The sequence below is a fragment of the Campylobacter canis genome, from assembly GCF_045504005.1.
Classification (GTDB): domain Bacteria; phylum Campylobacterota; class Campylobacteria; order Campylobacterales; family Campylobacteraceae; genus Campylobacter_A; species Campylobacter_A canis.
Map to the genome: position 1 here is coordinate 181,475 of NZ_JBJJXH010000002.1, position 14,221 is coordinate 195,695.

20 protein-coding genes are annotated in these 14,221 nt (G+C 38.4%); all 20 read left to right on the plus strand.

The window, feature by feature from the left end; all coding sequences use genetic code 11:
- Nucleotides 1-23: 23 nt before the first annotated feature.
- The 20 genes from mqnP (at nucleotide 24) to ACHJH3_RS03130 (ending at nucleotide 13,905) form a co-directional block, all read left to right on the plus strand.
- Nucleotides 24-890 (plus strand): menaquinone biosynthesis prenyltransferase MqnP, encoded by an 867-nt coding sequence (gene mqnP, locus ACHJH3_RS03035; RefSeq protein ID WP_407063533.1) that lies wholly within the window; start codon nucleotides 24-26, stop codon nucleotides 888-890.
- Nucleotides 887-1,402, plus strand: a complete 516-nt coding sequence (locus ACHJH3_RS03040; protein WP_407063534.1) for a hypothetical protein — start codon at nucleotides 887-889, stop codon at nucleotides 1,400-1,402. Before mqnP ends, ACHJH3_RS03040 begins: the two co-directional genes overlap by 4 nt.
- Nucleotides 1,395-1,907 (plus strand): DUF6115 domain-containing protein, encoded by a 513-nt coding sequence (locus tag ACHJH3_RS03045; RefSeq protein WP_407063535.1) that lies wholly within the window; start codon nucleotides 1,395-1,397, stop codon nucleotides 1,905-1,907. The genes ACHJH3_RS03040 and ACHJH3_RS03045 overlap by 8 nt, the downstream gene beginning before the upstream one ends.
- A 139-nt stretch (nucleotides 1,908-2,046) precedes the next feature.
- Complete coding sequence (gene moaA / locus ACHJH3_RS03050; protein ID WP_170018830.1) at nucleotides 2,047-3,015, plus strand: GTP 3',8-cyclase MoaA; 969 nt, start codon at nucleotides 2,047-2,049, stop codon at nucleotides 3,013-3,015.
- Between the two features lie 37 nt (nucleotides 3,016-3,052).
- Nucleotides 3,053-3,814, plus strand: a complete 762-nt coding sequence (locus tag ACHJH3_RS03055) for a 7-carboxy-7-deazaguanine synthase QueE (RefSeq protein ID WP_407063536.1) — start codon at nucleotides 3,053-3,055, stop codon at nucleotides 3,812-3,814.
- Nucleotides 3,815-4,396: a 6-pyruvoyl trahydropterin synthase family protein gene (locus ACHJH3_RS03060; RefSeq protein ID WP_407063537.1), complete on the plus strand. Its 582-nt coding sequence runs from the start codon at nucleotides 3,815-3,817 to the stop codon at nucleotides 4,394-4,396.
- Entirely contained in the window at nucleotides 4,396-4,584 is a 189-nt protein-coding gene (locus ACHJH3_RS03065) for a hypothetical protein (protein ID WP_169943177.1), read from the plus strand. Before ACHJH3_RS03060 ends, ACHJH3_RS03065 begins: the two co-directional genes overlap by 1 nt.
- Entirely contained in the window at nucleotides 4,584-4,997 is a 414-nt protein-coding gene (locus ACHJH3_RS03070; protein WP_407063538.1) for a hypothetical protein, read from the plus strand. The genes ACHJH3_RS03065 and ACHJH3_RS03070 overlap by 1 nt, the downstream gene beginning before the upstream one ends.
- Complete coding sequence (locus tag ACHJH3_RS03075; protein WP_407063539.1) at nucleotides 4,994-5,650, plus strand: 16S rRNA (uracil(1498)-N(3))-methyltransferase; 657 nt, start codon at nucleotides 4,994-4,996, stop codon at nucleotides 5,648-5,650. Before ACHJH3_RS03070 ends, ACHJH3_RS03075 begins: the two co-directional genes overlap by 4 nt.
- 88 nt (nucleotides 5,651-5,738) lie before the next feature.
- Complete coding sequence (rpmE, locus tag ACHJH3_RS03080; protein WP_169943174.1) at nucleotides 5,739-5,939, plus strand: 50S ribosomal protein L31; 201 nt, start codon at nucleotides 5,739-5,741, stop codon at nucleotides 5,937-5,939.
- A gap of 4 nt (nucleotides 5,940-5,943) precedes the next feature.
- Nucleotides 5,944-6,756 carry a 16S rRNA (cytidine(1402)-2'-O)-methyltransferase gene (gene rsmI, locus ACHJH3_RS03085; protein ID WP_407063540.1) on the plus strand — a complete coding sequence of 271 codons (813 nt, stop codon included), beginning with the start codon at nucleotides 5,944-5,946 and terminating at the stop codon, nucleotides 6,754-6,756.
- Between the two features lie 35 nt (nucleotides 6,757-6,791).
- Nucleotides 6,792-7,472, plus strand: a complete 681-nt coding sequence (gene rlmB / locus ACHJH3_RS03090; RefSeq protein WP_407063541.1) for a 23S rRNA (guanosine(2251)-2'-O)-methyltransferase RlmB — start codon at nucleotides 6,792-6,794, stop codon at nucleotides 7,470-7,472.
- Nucleotides 7,465-8,511 (plus strand): phosphatidylglycerophosphate synthase, encoded by a 1,047-nt coding sequence (locus tag ACHJH3_RS03095; protein WP_407063542.1) that lies wholly within the window; start codon nucleotides 7,465-7,467, stop codon nucleotides 8,509-8,511. The genes rlmB and ACHJH3_RS03095 overlap by 8 nt, the downstream gene beginning before the upstream one ends.
- Nucleotides 8,505-9,302, plus strand: a complete 798-nt coding sequence (locus tag ACHJH3_RS03100; protein WP_172197476.1) for a hypothetical protein — start codon at nucleotides 8,505-8,507, stop codon at nucleotides 9,300-9,302. Before ACHJH3_RS03095 ends, ACHJH3_RS03100 begins: the two co-directional genes overlap by 7 nt.
- Nucleotides 9,303-9,314: 12 nt before the next feature.
- Nucleotides 9,315-10,520: an LL-diaminopimelate aminotransferase gene (locus tag ACHJH3_RS03105; RefSeq protein ID WP_173031689.1), complete on the plus strand. Its 1,206-nt coding sequence runs from the start codon at nucleotides 9,315-9,317 to the stop codon at nucleotides 10,518-10,520.
- Nucleotides 10,520-11,785 carry a homoserine dehydrogenase gene (locus ACHJH3_RS03110; protein WP_173031690.1) on the plus strand — a complete coding sequence of 422 codons (1,266 nt, stop codon included), beginning with the start codon at nucleotides 10,520-10,522 and terminating at the stop codon, nucleotides 11,783-11,785. The genes ACHJH3_RS03105 and ACHJH3_RS03110 overlap by 1 nt, the downstream gene beginning before the upstream one ends.
- The gene (locus ACHJH3_RS03115) at nucleotides 11,786-12,124 is read left to right on the plus strand and encodes a YraN family protein (protein ID WP_407063543.1); all 339 of its coding nucleotides are present in this window, start codon (nucleotides 11,786-11,788) and stop codon (nucleotides 12,122-12,124) included.
- Between the two features lie 69 nt (nucleotides 12,125-12,193).
- On the plus strand, nucleotides 12,194-12,508 hold the full coding sequence (trxA, locus tag ACHJH3_RS03120; RefSeq protein ID WP_169943053.1) for a thioredoxin: 315 nt from the start codon (nucleotides 12,194-12,196) through the stop codon (nucleotides 12,506-12,508).
- 20 nt (nucleotides 12,509-12,528) lie between these two features.
- Complete coding sequence (locus ACHJH3_RS03125; RefSeq protein ID WP_349644345.1) at nucleotides 12,529-12,957, plus strand: hypothetical protein; 429 nt, start codon at nucleotides 12,529-12,531, stop codon at nucleotides 12,955-12,957.
- 9 nt (nucleotides 12,958-12,966) lie between these two features.
- A complete protein-coding gene (locus ACHJH3_RS03130; protein WP_407063544.1) occupies nucleotides 12,967-13,905 on the plus strand; it encodes an NAD(P)/FAD-dependent oxidoreductase in 939 nt (312 codons plus the stop codon).
- Nucleotides 13,906-14,221: the final 316 nt, after the last annotated feature.

The window sequence follows — 14,221 nt, forward strand, 5'->3', positions numbered from 1 at the left end:
CAAACTTAAATTTATGGAAAAATATGCAAAAATTTCTAACGACACTAAAAGATATCGGCGAACTAATCGTATTTAAGCACTCTATTTTTGCGTTGCCGTTTATCTTTACGGCGATGATAGTTGCAAGCAAACAGATAAATAACTCGGCTTGGTTTGGCTGGAAGCTGTTGATTTTAGGCATAATCTGCGCGGTAAGTGCCAGAAATTTCGCAATGGCTTTTAACCGCTACATGGATGAAGATATCGACAAGCTAAACCCTCGCACGGCAAATCGTCCAAGCGTTGACGGACGCATAGGCAGGGGGAATTTGCTTGTTTTTATCATCGCAAATGCGGCGATCTTTGTCATAGTCGCTTGGCTTATAAACGATCTTGCATTTTGGCTATCTTTTCCGATTTTAATCATTCTTGGCGGATATTCGCTCTTTAAGCGCTTCAGCGAGCTTGCGCATTTGGTGCTTGGTTTATCGCTTGGTTTAGCTCCGATCGCAGGAGCGGTGGCGATAAGTGCGAGCATACCGCTTTGGAGCGCGCTACTGTGCCTTGGAGTGATGTTTTGGGTGGCGGGATTTGACCTGCTTTATTCGCTTCAAGATATGGAATTTGATAAGCAAAAGGGGCTTTTTAGCATACCTTCCATTTACGGGCAAAAAGCTACGATGTTTATCTCCGCACTTTTTCATGTAAATGCGGTTTTGTTTTGGCTACTCTTTGCTTGGGCTGCAAATTTGCGCACTTGGGCATTTGTTGGGGTTTTATTAAGCGGAGTGATTTTATTTGCCGAACACAAAATCGTTCGCAAGGATTTTAGCAAGATAGATAGAGCCTTTTTCACGCTAAACGGCTATCTTGGAATTATGTTTTTTATATTTATATGGATAGATTTATGAGGCTTTATCCTGCAAATTTAGATATCGTTTTTGAAGAAATTTTAGATAGAAAAGATGAATTTGCGATTGAATTCGATAAGCTAAGCGGAAGCGAGGACGATCCGCTGGGACAGTGGCTAAAGCGCGCTAAAGCAAAGGGCGAAACCAAAGAGAGCGATCAAGTATTGCTAACGCTCATAACAGAACTTCACCGCAAATTTGACGAGCTAAATGCGTATTTGAAAAACGAAAAAATTTTAAAGCTTAAGCTTAATGAAAGCTCGGTGATAGAGGGCATAGGTTTTGAAAATTTTGCGATAAAAGAGGCTAAATTTAAGCCAAATAGCAATTATTACGCTAGAATTTCAATGCCTATATTTCCAAAACGAGATGTGGCGATATATTTTGAAGCGGTTGATGAAAAAACGGCAAGGATAACTAGAATGCACGAAAGTGACGAGAGCGACTACAACGGCTATGTAACCGCTAGAGAGCGCGTGATGATACGCGAATTAAAGGGAACAAATGGATAATGAAATCTTAATTTACAGCGGATTTGGCTTGGTTTTACTCATTCTTTTTATACTTATACTCGTAAAAGATGCCGAGGCTTCAAAAAAATTCGCTCGCTATGAAAAGGTAATCGAAAGCGTCATACAAGAAAATCACCTGATAAAAAAACAGCTTAAAAATATAGAAACCTCAGGCATCGCAGATCTTGACGCAGAAGAGATAGAAGGTAGACTGGAGCAAAGACTAAACAACGTAATAAACTCTAAAATCACGCCTATCATTAAAACTTTACAAAGTATCGAAGAGTCGATAGGAAATTTTCAAGTCGAGCAGCAAAATAGGCTTTATTCTCTTGAAGAGCGCACAAAAGATATAAATAAAATTTCATCTTTTGGCGAAGAAAGCGATGAGATGCGTATCATTGATCTATACAACACCGGCAAAAGCATAGAAAGCATAGCTAAAAGCTTACGCGTTGGAGTCGGTAAAGTCGAACTTGTCTTAAAGCTAAACAGACTCATTTAATATAAAAAATACTAATCACACATATAAAATATAAAAAATAAACATCACAAAAATAGGTCAAATTTAAAAAAAAATAAAGCTAAGCCACATATAATACTCATAAATTTTGCTCAATTTTTGAGCGGTTTAAGGGTGAAAGATGTTAATAGACGGGCATGGACGAGTTGTTGATTATCTGCGCATTTCAGTAACACAACGCTGTAATTTTAGATGCAAATACTGTATGCCAAAAACCCCTTTTGAATGGACACCAAAAGAGAATTTGCTTAGCTTTGAGGAGCTGTTTTTATTTGTCAAAGTCGCAATTGACGAGGGTGTAAAAAAGATCCGAATAACAGGTGGCGAACCGCTTTTAAGAAAAGATCTTGACAGCTTCATAAGGATGATACACGATTATAAAAACGACATAGATTTAGCCCTTACTACAAACGGCTACATGCTAAAGCACTACGCAAGATCGCTTAAAGATGCTGGGCTTAAAAGACTAAACATGTCGCTTGATAGCCTCAAAATCGAAAAAGCCAAATTTATCGCGCAAAAAAGCGTGCTTCACGAAGTTTTGACAGGTTTTGAAGCCGCACTTGACGCAGGACTTAAAGTAAAGATAAATACCGTCGCCCTAAAAGGCGTAAATGACGATGAACTGGTAAGCTTGCTTGAGTTTGCAAAGAGCAGAGGTTGTCAAATTCGCTTTATCGAATACATGGAAAACATGCACGCAGACGACGAGCTTAAGGGCATGAAAGCGGCTGAAATTTTAGACGTTATCGGACAAAAATATAAAATTACAAGCGATGGCAAGCTACCTACAAGCCCTGCTAGTATATATATGCTTGAGGATGGATATAAATTCGGCATCATAGATCCGCACAAGCATGACTTCTGCGAGAGTTGCAATAGAATTCGCTTAACAGCCGAAGGGTTTTTGATACCGTGCTTGTATTTTGAAGATGCTATGAGTATCAAAGACGCCGTAAAAGCGGGCGATGTAAAGGGTGCAAGCGAAATTTTACGCAAGGTGCTTCAAAACAAACCCGAAAAAAACAGATGGGAAGCGGGAGTGGCAAACGAAACTTCAAGCAGAGCCTTTTACCAAACGGGCGGCTGAAATTTGATATAATCTCGCCAAATTTGAAAGGTAAAATTTGGGTTTAAATTTGGTCGAGAGCTTTTTAAGTATACAAGGCGAGGGCGCAAACAGCGGCAAAGTCGCCATATTTTTACGATTTGCGGGATGTAACTTAACCTGCAAAGGCTTTGGTGTGAGTAAAATTTCGCCAAAAACCGGCGAAAAGCTAACGGGTTGCGATACTATTAGAGCTGTTTACATAAGCCACTTTAAATACGAAAATTTAACCTATCAAGAAATTTTAACCCTCGTTAAAAAATACGATCAAAATTTACGCCAAAAACCTATCGTCGTCATAACCGGCGGAGAGCCGCTTTTACATCACAAAAACGAAGATTTCATAAATTTGGTTCAAATTTTGCTTGATGAAAAATACGAGGTGCATTTTGAGACAAACGGCACGATCGAGATTGATTTTAGCAAATTTCAGATTTATAAAAACTGCGCTTTTGCCATAAGCGTCAAGCTCAGCTCAAGCGCTGAAAACAAGGCCAAACGCATAAATCAAGCGGCTTTAAAAGCTATAAAAGAAAATGCAAAAGAGAGCTTTTATAAATTTGTGATAAATAAAGAGATGATTCAAAGCGCACAAGCGGAGTCTGAAATTTTTGAAATCCTTGAAATTTGCGATAATGACGTTTTTTGCATGCCGCAAGGTTATGATAAAATAAGCCTTGAAAACAATGCTAAAAGCGTGGCTGAATTTTGCATAAAATTTGGCTTTAACTATACGGATCGCGTGCACATAAGGCTTTGGGGCGATAAGGATGGAGTTTAAATGATAATTAGAAAACTTTTTAAATTTGAAAACGCTCACATCGTGAGATTTTGCAGCTCAAAAAGATGCAGAACAAGCATCCACGGGCACTCTTACAGGGCTGAAATCCTGCTTGAGTCAAATTTCTTAGACAATGCGGGCATGGTTTATGACTTTGGTTTGATGAAGCAAAATATCAAATGTATAATCGACAGCTTCGATCACACAACCACGCTTTTTAGCAGTGATGATAAAGAGTACTTAGATGACATGAAAAAGCATTCAAAACGCTGGATAGAAATTCCCGTAAATCCTTCAGCAGAGCAGTTTTGTAGGATATTTTTCGTACTAATCGACAGACTTTTAAAATCAACCGTTATGCAAAACGGCGAGCGGGAAGTAAAAATCCACAGCGTAATCGTTCATGAAACCGACACGGGCTACGCGCAGTGCTTTAGAGATGACGCATATAACGCCAAAATGGGTGAGATAAATTTAAAAGATATTATATTTTCACCTGAAATCATAAGCGAATGGGACGACAAAGATCTCTTTGACAAGATAAAACTCGGGCAAAAAATCATAAATCCAAAGGAGGTATGATGAGGCGAATTTTTTGGATTTCGGCTTTGATTTCGGCACTGTTTTTCGCAGGTTGCGAGGATGAAAAAAAGCAAATTTTACTTGATCTAAACGAAGCTCCTCCAAGCGATGTGCCGATTGCTGCGCCTGATGCTAACGTAACCATAGATGAAAATTTACCGCCTGAACCGGTAGTCGAAGGGAAATAATGGAATTTAACGAGAGTTTAAAAGAGCTTTACGAAATGGTGCTTAGTCTTCATTTGGCGATTGCCGTTATATTAATAGCACTCATCATAATACACTTTTGCCTTATAGAATTTGGCGTAAATTCGCCATCTTATGCAAAGCGAATTCGACTTTTCTTGCCGACTTACTATAGCTTTTTGGCGGCTATGCTTTTAACTGGTCTTTTATTGATGAGTGTTTTTTACTTTCATTTAAGCTTCAGGGCGGTAGTGATGATAGTCGTTTGGGTACTTTTAATCGGACTTGGCGCAATGGAGTTTAAAAAATTAAAAGTGGCCATGAAGAGTAAAAATTTTATAGATTTTAGAAAAAAGATGAGATTTAAAATTTTACTTGATCTTGCCTTGGTTTTAATAGCAAGCGGCGTGAGATGAAATTTCTTTATTCAAGGCAGGCGGGAGAGGAGCAAATTTGCCTTCAAAACGAGCAGTTTTTACATCTTAAAGCAAGGCGAGCGAAACTTGGCGAGCGAATTGACGTTAGAAATTTAAAAGACGGACAAAATTATATCTATGAAATTGCAAATTTAGATAGAAAAAGTGCCGAGCTATCTTTGGTTTTTAAGCATAGCCTAGAGGACGAAGAGCTGAATTTCAGCCTTGGCTGGGCCATCATAGATACTAAAGTGATAGAAAAAACTCTGCCTAGCTTAAATGAGATCGGAGTTAGCAAGCTTATATTTTTCTACTCCGATTTTTCTCAAAAAAACTTTAAAATCGATAGAGATAGACTTGAGAGAATTTTAATAAATTCTTGCGAGCAATGCGGACGAAATTCTCTTATGCAAATTGAAATTTATAAAAATTTAGATGAGGTTTTAAACTCTTACAAGGATATTGCGCTGGTTGATTTTGACGGAGAAAATTTTGAAAATTATAAGCAAAGTGAGCTTTTAATAATTGGTCCGGAAGGCGGATTTAGCCAAATCGAGCGTGAAAAAACAGGTAAAAAATACAGTCTAAATTCTAAAAATATACTTCGATCTCAAACTGCGATTTTAAGCGTTGCGGCAAAGGTTTTAGTCTAAATTTGATTTTTAAAAAGTTTTTTTGTATAATCACGCCTTACTCTATGAACGAAACAGATAATAAAATAGGCTATAAAAAGGATAAAAAATGAAAAAAGAGATTCATCCGGAATTTGTTGAGTGCAAAGTAACCTGCGCTTGCGGCAATACTTTTACGACTAAATCAAACAAAAACGAAATCAGAGTAGATATCTGCAACGAGTGTCATCCATTCTTCACAGGAAGCGAGAAGATAGTCGATTCTGCAGGTAGAGTTGATAAATTTAAGAAAAAATATAATTTGAAATAATACTTTGCTCTATTTTATTCCTACCCCAATAGGAAATTTAGAGGACATTTCACTTCACGCATTAAATATTTTGCGTGAATGTGAAGTGATATTTTGCGAAGACACAAGAGTTACCAAAGCTCTTATATCCCTTTTAAATTCTCGCTTTAACTCAGATATAAAAATAGAAAAATTTATCTCACTTCACTCTCACAACGAAGCTCGAATTCTTGCAAATTTAGATACAGAAATTTTCAAAAAAACTGTTGCTTATGTAAGTGATGCGGGAATGCCTGCGATTAGCGATCCGGGAGTTGAATTAATAAGATTTGCGATAAAAAATAATATCGAGTATGAGGTATTAAGCGGCTCAAGCGCTCTACTTTTGGCGATCGTGGCAAGCGGGCTTTGCGATAAGGAATTTACGTTTTTAGGCTTTTTACCAAATACGGGCAAAGAACGCACAGTAGCGATACAAAATACGCTTAATTCGCCCTATCCGGTCATCATATACGAAAGTCCCAAAAGAGTGCTTGCCCTAGTGGAGCAAATAGCAAATTTAGACCCGCAAAGAGAGCTTTTTGCGATCAAAGAAGCGACTAAAAAATTTGAAACCAAATTTAGCGCAACCGCAAAAGAGTTAAGCCAAATTCTTAAAAGCTCCAATTTAAAAGGCGAGTGGTCTATAGTCATTGACAAAAGCCCACATCAAAGCAACGAAAAAATAACCATAGAAGATATCGCCTCTCTTGATATACCTCCAAAAACCAAGGCAAAACTAATCGCCAAAATCACTGGCGAAAATGTCAAAAAAATATATGAAAATTTGAACAAATAAGCTAAATTTTACTGATTTTTAGCTATTATGAGCCGATGATTATATATGGAAAACAGCTATTTTTACACATCATAAAACGCTACAAAAAAAGCGTCAAAACTATCTATCTTGCAAAAGAGTGCGATAAGGCTACCTTTTCGCAAATAGCCTCAGCAGGAGTGCCTATCAAGCGAGTGGATAATCAAAAAGCTCAAGCTCTTGCACGCGGAGGCAACCATCAAGGATTTGTGGCCGAAGTTGAAGAGTTTAAATTCAAGCAATTTGACGAGCTGAAAAAGAGAAGTTTTATAACCGTGCTATACGGACTTAGCGATATAGGAAACATAGGAGCTATCATCAGAACCGCTCACGCTTTGGGGTGTGAGGGAGTGATAATCATAGCTAAAAATCTTGCGATAGAAGGCGTCATCAGAGCAAGTAGCGGTGCGGCATACGAGATAGATATCGCACTTGCTCAAGACGGTCTTAGTGCGCTAAATGAGCTAAAACAAAGCGGATTTAAGCTATATGCGACGGCAAGTGGCGGTAAAAACGTAAATGAGATGAAATTTGGTTCAAAAACGGCTCTCATAATGGGCAGTGAGGGCGAAGGAATGACAAAAAAAGCGATCCTAAAGTGCGACGAGTGTGTCGGCATAAAGATGAAAAACGACTGGGATTCTCTAAATGTAAGTGCAGCTTTCGCCATAATTTGCAATAGGATTATAAATGAATGAAATTAGTATCTTACGAGAGATAGGGCTAAGCGAAGCAAGTAGAAAAACACATATCGAAGCGGAGTATTTGGGCTATATAACCGATAAAAATTTTGAAAAATTGGCAAGACTAAATGTGCATGGATTTATTAAAATTTTAAAGCGCGAATACGATATTGATTTTGAGCAGTGGCTAAACGAATACAACGCCTTTATGGCGGAGCGCGGTGAAGAAGTTAAGCACAAAACAATAACAATATCGCCTAAAATCCCCGCATACACGGCAGATGGACATAGATCATCGGGAGGATGGCTCTGGATGATCATCGTACTTATCTTAATCGGCTTTGCGATATGGTTTTTTGAAGGATATAAATACATAGGAAATATCTCAAATTTATTCGAAGATAAAAATCGCAGTGTAAGCTACTCAAATAACGTAGTAGTAAATGAAGCTAAAAATAACCTTGGGTTAAAAGACACAAACCTAACTCCGAATTCACCATCTTTAAAACCAAAAGAATCCGAAAAAGAAGAAAAAATAAGCGAGCAAACCGAAACTGCCTTAATCATCGCCGATAAAACGGCAAAAGAAGAGGTAAATACAACATCAGAGCTTAAAGATGATACAAAAACCCAAGAAGAAGAGTTAAAAACAGAAGAAAAAGCAACAAAAGAAGAAACACTTGAGACAAATTTAAAAGATGAAACAAATGCCACAAATTTAAATAATGCAAGCGTGGCAGAAAACGGCTCTAATGAGTACTTAACCTCAAATGTAGATGAATTTACAATAACTCCTAAAAGCAAAGTTTGGGTCGGCATCATAAATCTTGAAGACGGCAAGAAAAAAACTCTAAATAGCGAGAAACCAATAACAATAGAAGCTAACAAAAGACAGCTTATAGTAACAGGTCATGGAAACATCACTTTAAACATAGGCGATGAAAACATAAAATTTGACGCGGTAAACCCGAAACGATTTCACGTAGAAAAAGGCAAGATAACCCTTATAACATTTGATGAATTCGTAACGCTTAACAAGGGCAAAAAGTGGTAAGAAAATTTATCATATTAGCTATAGCGGCGACTTTAAATTTCGCTTCAAACGTAGTGAGTATAGCAAACGGTCTGCTTGGCTCAGAGAGCTCAAAAGTAGCAAGTCTGTTTGGCGACGGCAGAGACTTTATAGACGAAAACGGCAATGCGGATATAGCCAAAATTTCAAATTTACTCAAGTCAAAATCACTTCTTACACTCTCATATAAAAATCAAGCCAATCTTGATATAGTTTTTATTAGCGAACAAAAATCGCCGCTGCTTATGATAAAAATTTTAAAAGACGCGTTAAGTCGTCTGGGTTATAATGAAATTTTAACGACGGAATTTGCAAATGCGGATAGCGCAATTTGGGGCATTAGACTAAATACTAAATTTATGCTTGATCCTGGATCGCTTTACACGGCGTTAAAAGAGACAAACACATTCATAGAAGGCATTGAAAGAACAAGCGAATTTAGCTATAAGTATTTGATAGACATTTCAAAGTCATCGCTAAATTTAACCCCGGTCGAAATAGGCAAGGAAATCGAGCTTTCAAAGCCGCTTGAGCCATATTTTATCGATATAAACGGAGCTTCAAAGGTCAGCATAAGCGCTCAAGCGGGCGATAGCTGGTTTGCTCTGGTTAGAATTTTGGATAAAAATCTAAACCTTATCGATGAAAAAAGAAATTCCAAAAAAACAAATAAAATGAACTTAGCTATCCCAAAAAATGCAAAATATATAACAATAGATGATTTAAATAGCCTTGAAAATATAAAAAGAGGTCTTAAAATTTACTTACAATAATTAGGAGAATTTATGTTTAGCGAAATTCGTTTCAATACAATCGAGCGCTTGCCAAACTATGTTTTTGCCGAAGTTAATGCTATAAAAATGGCAGCCAGAAGAAACGGAGATGATATTATCGACTTTTCTATGGGAAATCCCGAAGGCAGAACCCCTCAACATATAGTCGATAAGCTTTGTGAAAGCGCGCAAAAGGATAAAACTCACGGATACTCGGTATCTCAAGGAATTTATAAGCTTAGACTTGGAATTTGCAACTGGTATAAGAAAAAATACGACGTGAATTTAGATCCCGACACAGAAGTTGTGGCAACTATGGGAAGCAAAGAGGGTTTTGTGCATCTTGCTCACGCCATCATAAACCCCGGCGATGTCGCCATAGTGCCCGATCCTGCATATCCGATACACACTCAAGCTTTCATCATCGCAGGCGGAAATGTCGCCAAAATGCCATTGGTTTACAACGAAAAATTTGAGCTTGACGAGAATAAATTCTTTGAAAATTTACAACACACCATCAACTCAAGCTCACCGAAGCCAAAATACGTAGTAGTAAATTTCCCTCACAATCCTACAACCGTAACCGTTGAAAAGAGCTTTTACGAGCGCTTAGTAGCGCTTTCTAAAAAAGAGAGGTTTTATATCATCTCGGATATCGCTTATGCGGATCTTACATTTGATGGATACAAAACGCCGAGTATTTTTGAAGTAGAAGGTGCAAAAGATGTCGCCGTTGAGTGCTACACTTTATCAAAAAGCTATAATATGGCCGGTTGGAGAGTCGGCTTTGTATGCGGTAACAAACGCCTTTGCGCCGCGCTTAAAAAGATTAAATCATGGTTTGACTACGGCATGTTTACACCTATTCAGGTTGCCGCTACTTACGCGCTTGAGAGTGATCAAAGCTGTGTTGAAGAGATTCGTCAAATTTACGATAAGCGACGCGAAATCATGCTTGATGCGTTTGCAAACGCAGGCTGGCAGATGCACAAACCAAGCGCAAGTATGTTTATCTGGGCGAAACTGCCTCCGCAAGTCGGCAACATAGGAAGTCTTGAGTTTTCTAAGCAGCTTCTTACGAAAGCTTGCGTCGCGGTAAGTCCGGGTGTCGGATTTGGCGAAGCGGGAAATGACTACGTAAGACTTGCGATGATCGAAAACGAAAATCGCATCAGACAAGCGGCAAGAAACATCAAAAAATATCTTAAAGAGTTTTAATGAATGTAGCTATACTGGGAGTTGGAACTGTCGGCGCAGAAGTTGCCAACATACTGATAAAAAATCAAAAACTAATCACCGCAAGAAGCGGCAAAGAAATAAAGCCCGTTATCGGCGTGGTTAGAAATTTAGACAAGCCAAGAAACACGACTATCCCACTAACGGATGATATACAAAGCGTAATTAATCGCGATGATATCGACGTATATGTAGAGCTTATGGGTGGAGTAAACGAGCCTTACCGCGTGGTGAGCGAAATTTTAAAGCGAGGCAAAGCGGTCGTAACGGCAAACAAAGCTCTTCTTGCGTATCATCGCTTTAAATTGCAAAATTTAGCGTGCGATACTCCTTTTGGATTTGAGGCGAGCGTTGCAGGCGGAATTCCTATCATAAAAGTCCTGAGAGAAGGACTGAGCGCCAATCAAATTCTATCAATCAACGGTATAATGAACGGCACAAGCAACTATATCCTTACTTCTATGATGAACGGCGGAGTTAAATTTGAAGATGCGCTTAAAAAAGCTCAAGAGCTTGGATATGCAGAGGCTGATCCTACGTTTGACATAGGCGGATTTGACACGGCGCACAAGCTGTTAATCCTTGCGAGTATAGCTTACGGCGTGCACGGAAACCCGGAAGACATACTCATCGAAGGTATCGAGAAAATAACAAAAGAGGATATATTTTTCGCCAACGATTTTGAGTATGTAATCAAGCTACTTGCCATAGCAAAACGAGTGGGCGACAAGATAGAACTTCGCGTCCATCCTGCGCTTGTGCCAAAAGACAAGATGATAGCCAAGGTTGATGGTGTGATGAATGCCGTTAGCGTAATCGGCGATGCGGTAAATGAAACTATGTTTTATGGTCCAGGAGCAGGCGGAAGCGCAACGGCAAGTGCGGTTATAAGCGATCTAATCGATATCGCAAGAGAGATCAAATTCCCGATGCTGGGATACAAAGCTCCGCTTGAAATCATGCAAACAGAGCTACTTGAGCAAGACGAGATAAGAACGAAATATTATTTCAGATTAAAGGTTGAAGATAAGGTCGGAGTCCTTGCTAAGATCACAAATTTGATGAGCGAAAATAACCTCTCGATAGATAGCTTCTTGCAAAAGCCTCACGTCAAAAAAGAAGATGACGCAACGCTGTTTTTTACCACTCATACGAGCCTTGAAGCGGATGTTAAACGAGTAGTAAAAATACTAAAAGAGCAAGAATTCGTAAAAGAAGAGCCGTTTATGATGAGGATTGAGTCTTAAGTGGGACTTAGCGAATATCTTTTTGGGAAAAGCGCAGAAAGCGATGCTTGCGACTTTTTACAAAAAGAGGGATGTCAAATTTTAGATCGAAATTTCAGCTGTAAATTCGGAGAAATAGACATCATAGCCAAAAAAGATGAAATTTTACATTTCATAGAGGTAAAAGCAACTCAAGGCGATTATGAAGCGGCGTACAGGCTAACCGGCTCTAAAATGCAAAAGATATTAAAAGCGGTTGATTATTATCTGCTTAAAAATGGTCTTAATAGCGATTTTCAGGTTGACCTGATAACAATTGAGAATAATAAAATAAACTGGATAAAAAATATCAGCTTATAATTTTTCTTATTATCTTAAATTTAAACTTATTTATGTATAATTGCAACCAAATTTCAAAAGGAGAAAAAGATGGGAAAATACATAGAACTAACATCGGAAAATTTCGACATAGCTAAAGAGGGTGTTGCATTGGTAGATTTTTGGGCGCCTTGGTGCGGACCTTGCAGAATGCTTGCACCTGTTATAGATGAGCTTGCCGAGGAATTTGACGGTAAAGCTAAAATTTGCAAAGTAAATACTGACGAAGTGCAAGATCTAGCTGTAGAATTTGGTATCCGCTCTATTCCTACGCTACTATTTTTCAAAAATGGCGAAGTAGTTGAGCAAATGGTCGGAGCACAATCAAAACAGGCAATCGCGGATAAAATCAACTCACTTCTTTAATGAGTGCAAAAAGACGGGGGGTGTCTTTCCCCCTGACATCTGTTTTCGCATCGTTTTTCGGTGCATTTTTAGTTGCTTCGGTCTTTGCTTTTAACAATTACAGATTTTCAAAGTATAAATTTATAGATTTTAGCTCTTTGATCTTTTACGAAAAAAGTGAAATTTTTTCTCCTAAAGAGAAAAAATTCCTGCTTGTCGTATTTAGTTCAAATATGTCTAACTTAAATGAAATTTTAGAAATTTCAAACAAAAATTTGCCTATAGTCGCTATAGACATATTTCAAAAACGACTCGCAAATGAAGGAAATTTAAGCTATATAACATCAGACATCAATACTATTTTAAAGCTTATGAATCTCCTAAACATTACAAGTTTGCCAAGTAGTGTTGAGGTGATCCATCAGGATAATAAAATTTATAAACAAGATTCAAAAATAAATAAAATTTAAGGAAAAATCATGTTAGATTTAGCGATTATCGGTGGCGGTCCTGCCGGACTAAGTGCCGGGCTTTACGCTACTCGCGGCGGGCTTGGAAATGTCGTAATGTTTGAGCGAGGAATGATCGGGGGACAAATAACCGGAAGCTCTGAGATAGAAAACTACCCGGGTCAAAAAAATCCCGGTGAGAGCGGACTTGACTTCATGAGTACTTGGAGCAAGCAGTGCATGCACTTTGGACTTAAACACGAAGCGGCAAACGTCTCTAAAGTATCAAGAAATGAGGACGGAAGCTTCAAAATTTCTCTTGAAAACGGCAAGGAGATGAACGCAAAAGCCGTTATCGTAGCTACTGGCTCAACGCCTAAAAGAGCCGGGTTTAAAGGCGAAGACGAATTTTTCGGTAGAGGCGTAAGTACGTGCGCGACTTGCGACGGATTTTTTTATAAAAACAAAGAAGTTGCGGTTCTAGGCGGCGGCGATACGGCTCTTGAAGAGGCGATTTATCTATCAAATATCTGCTCAAAAGTATATTTGGTGCACAGACGAGACGGTTTTCGCGCAGCTCCTACAACAGTAGAGAAGGCTAGAAAAAATGAAAAGATCGAATTTGTCACAAGCGCCACGATAAAAGAGGCTTACGGCGATAAAATGGGTCTTGGCGGACTAACCCTAAATACCAAAGAAGGCGAACGAGACTTAAAGGTACCCGGAGTTTTTACTTTCGTTGGACTTAACGTAAATAATCAAATTTTGCTTCAAGATGACGGCGAATTCCTTTGCGAGATGAGTGAAAACGGCGAGATGATCGTGGATCTTAAGATGAGAACGAATGTGCCTGGATTGTTTGGTGCAGGTGATATCCGTATAGACGCTCCTAAGCAAGTAGTTTGCGCTGCGGGAGATGGCGCAATGGCTGCTCTTTCAGCTCTAAGCTACATAGAAAATTTACACTAAAATTGAAATTTGACCGAACTCGCTCGGTCAAATTTGCCCTATTTTAAGCTACTTTCATGAAAAGTCGTTTTTTGTTATATTTTAGACTCAAATTTTGCGGATTTCTTTATAAATTTAAAAGCGAAATTTAGCTCTATTGCAATTAAAAATTTGATAATTCTAGTTGCAACTAGACGCTTAAATTTGCCGTAATAACTTATTTGATAGGCGCAAAAGAGCAACTAAAAGTTTACTCGATTTTACTTAAATATGCTCCGAAAAATTTTAGGCTAAATTTAAATAAAATCAAGCCGGGTAAGATCGCTTTAATATTTAC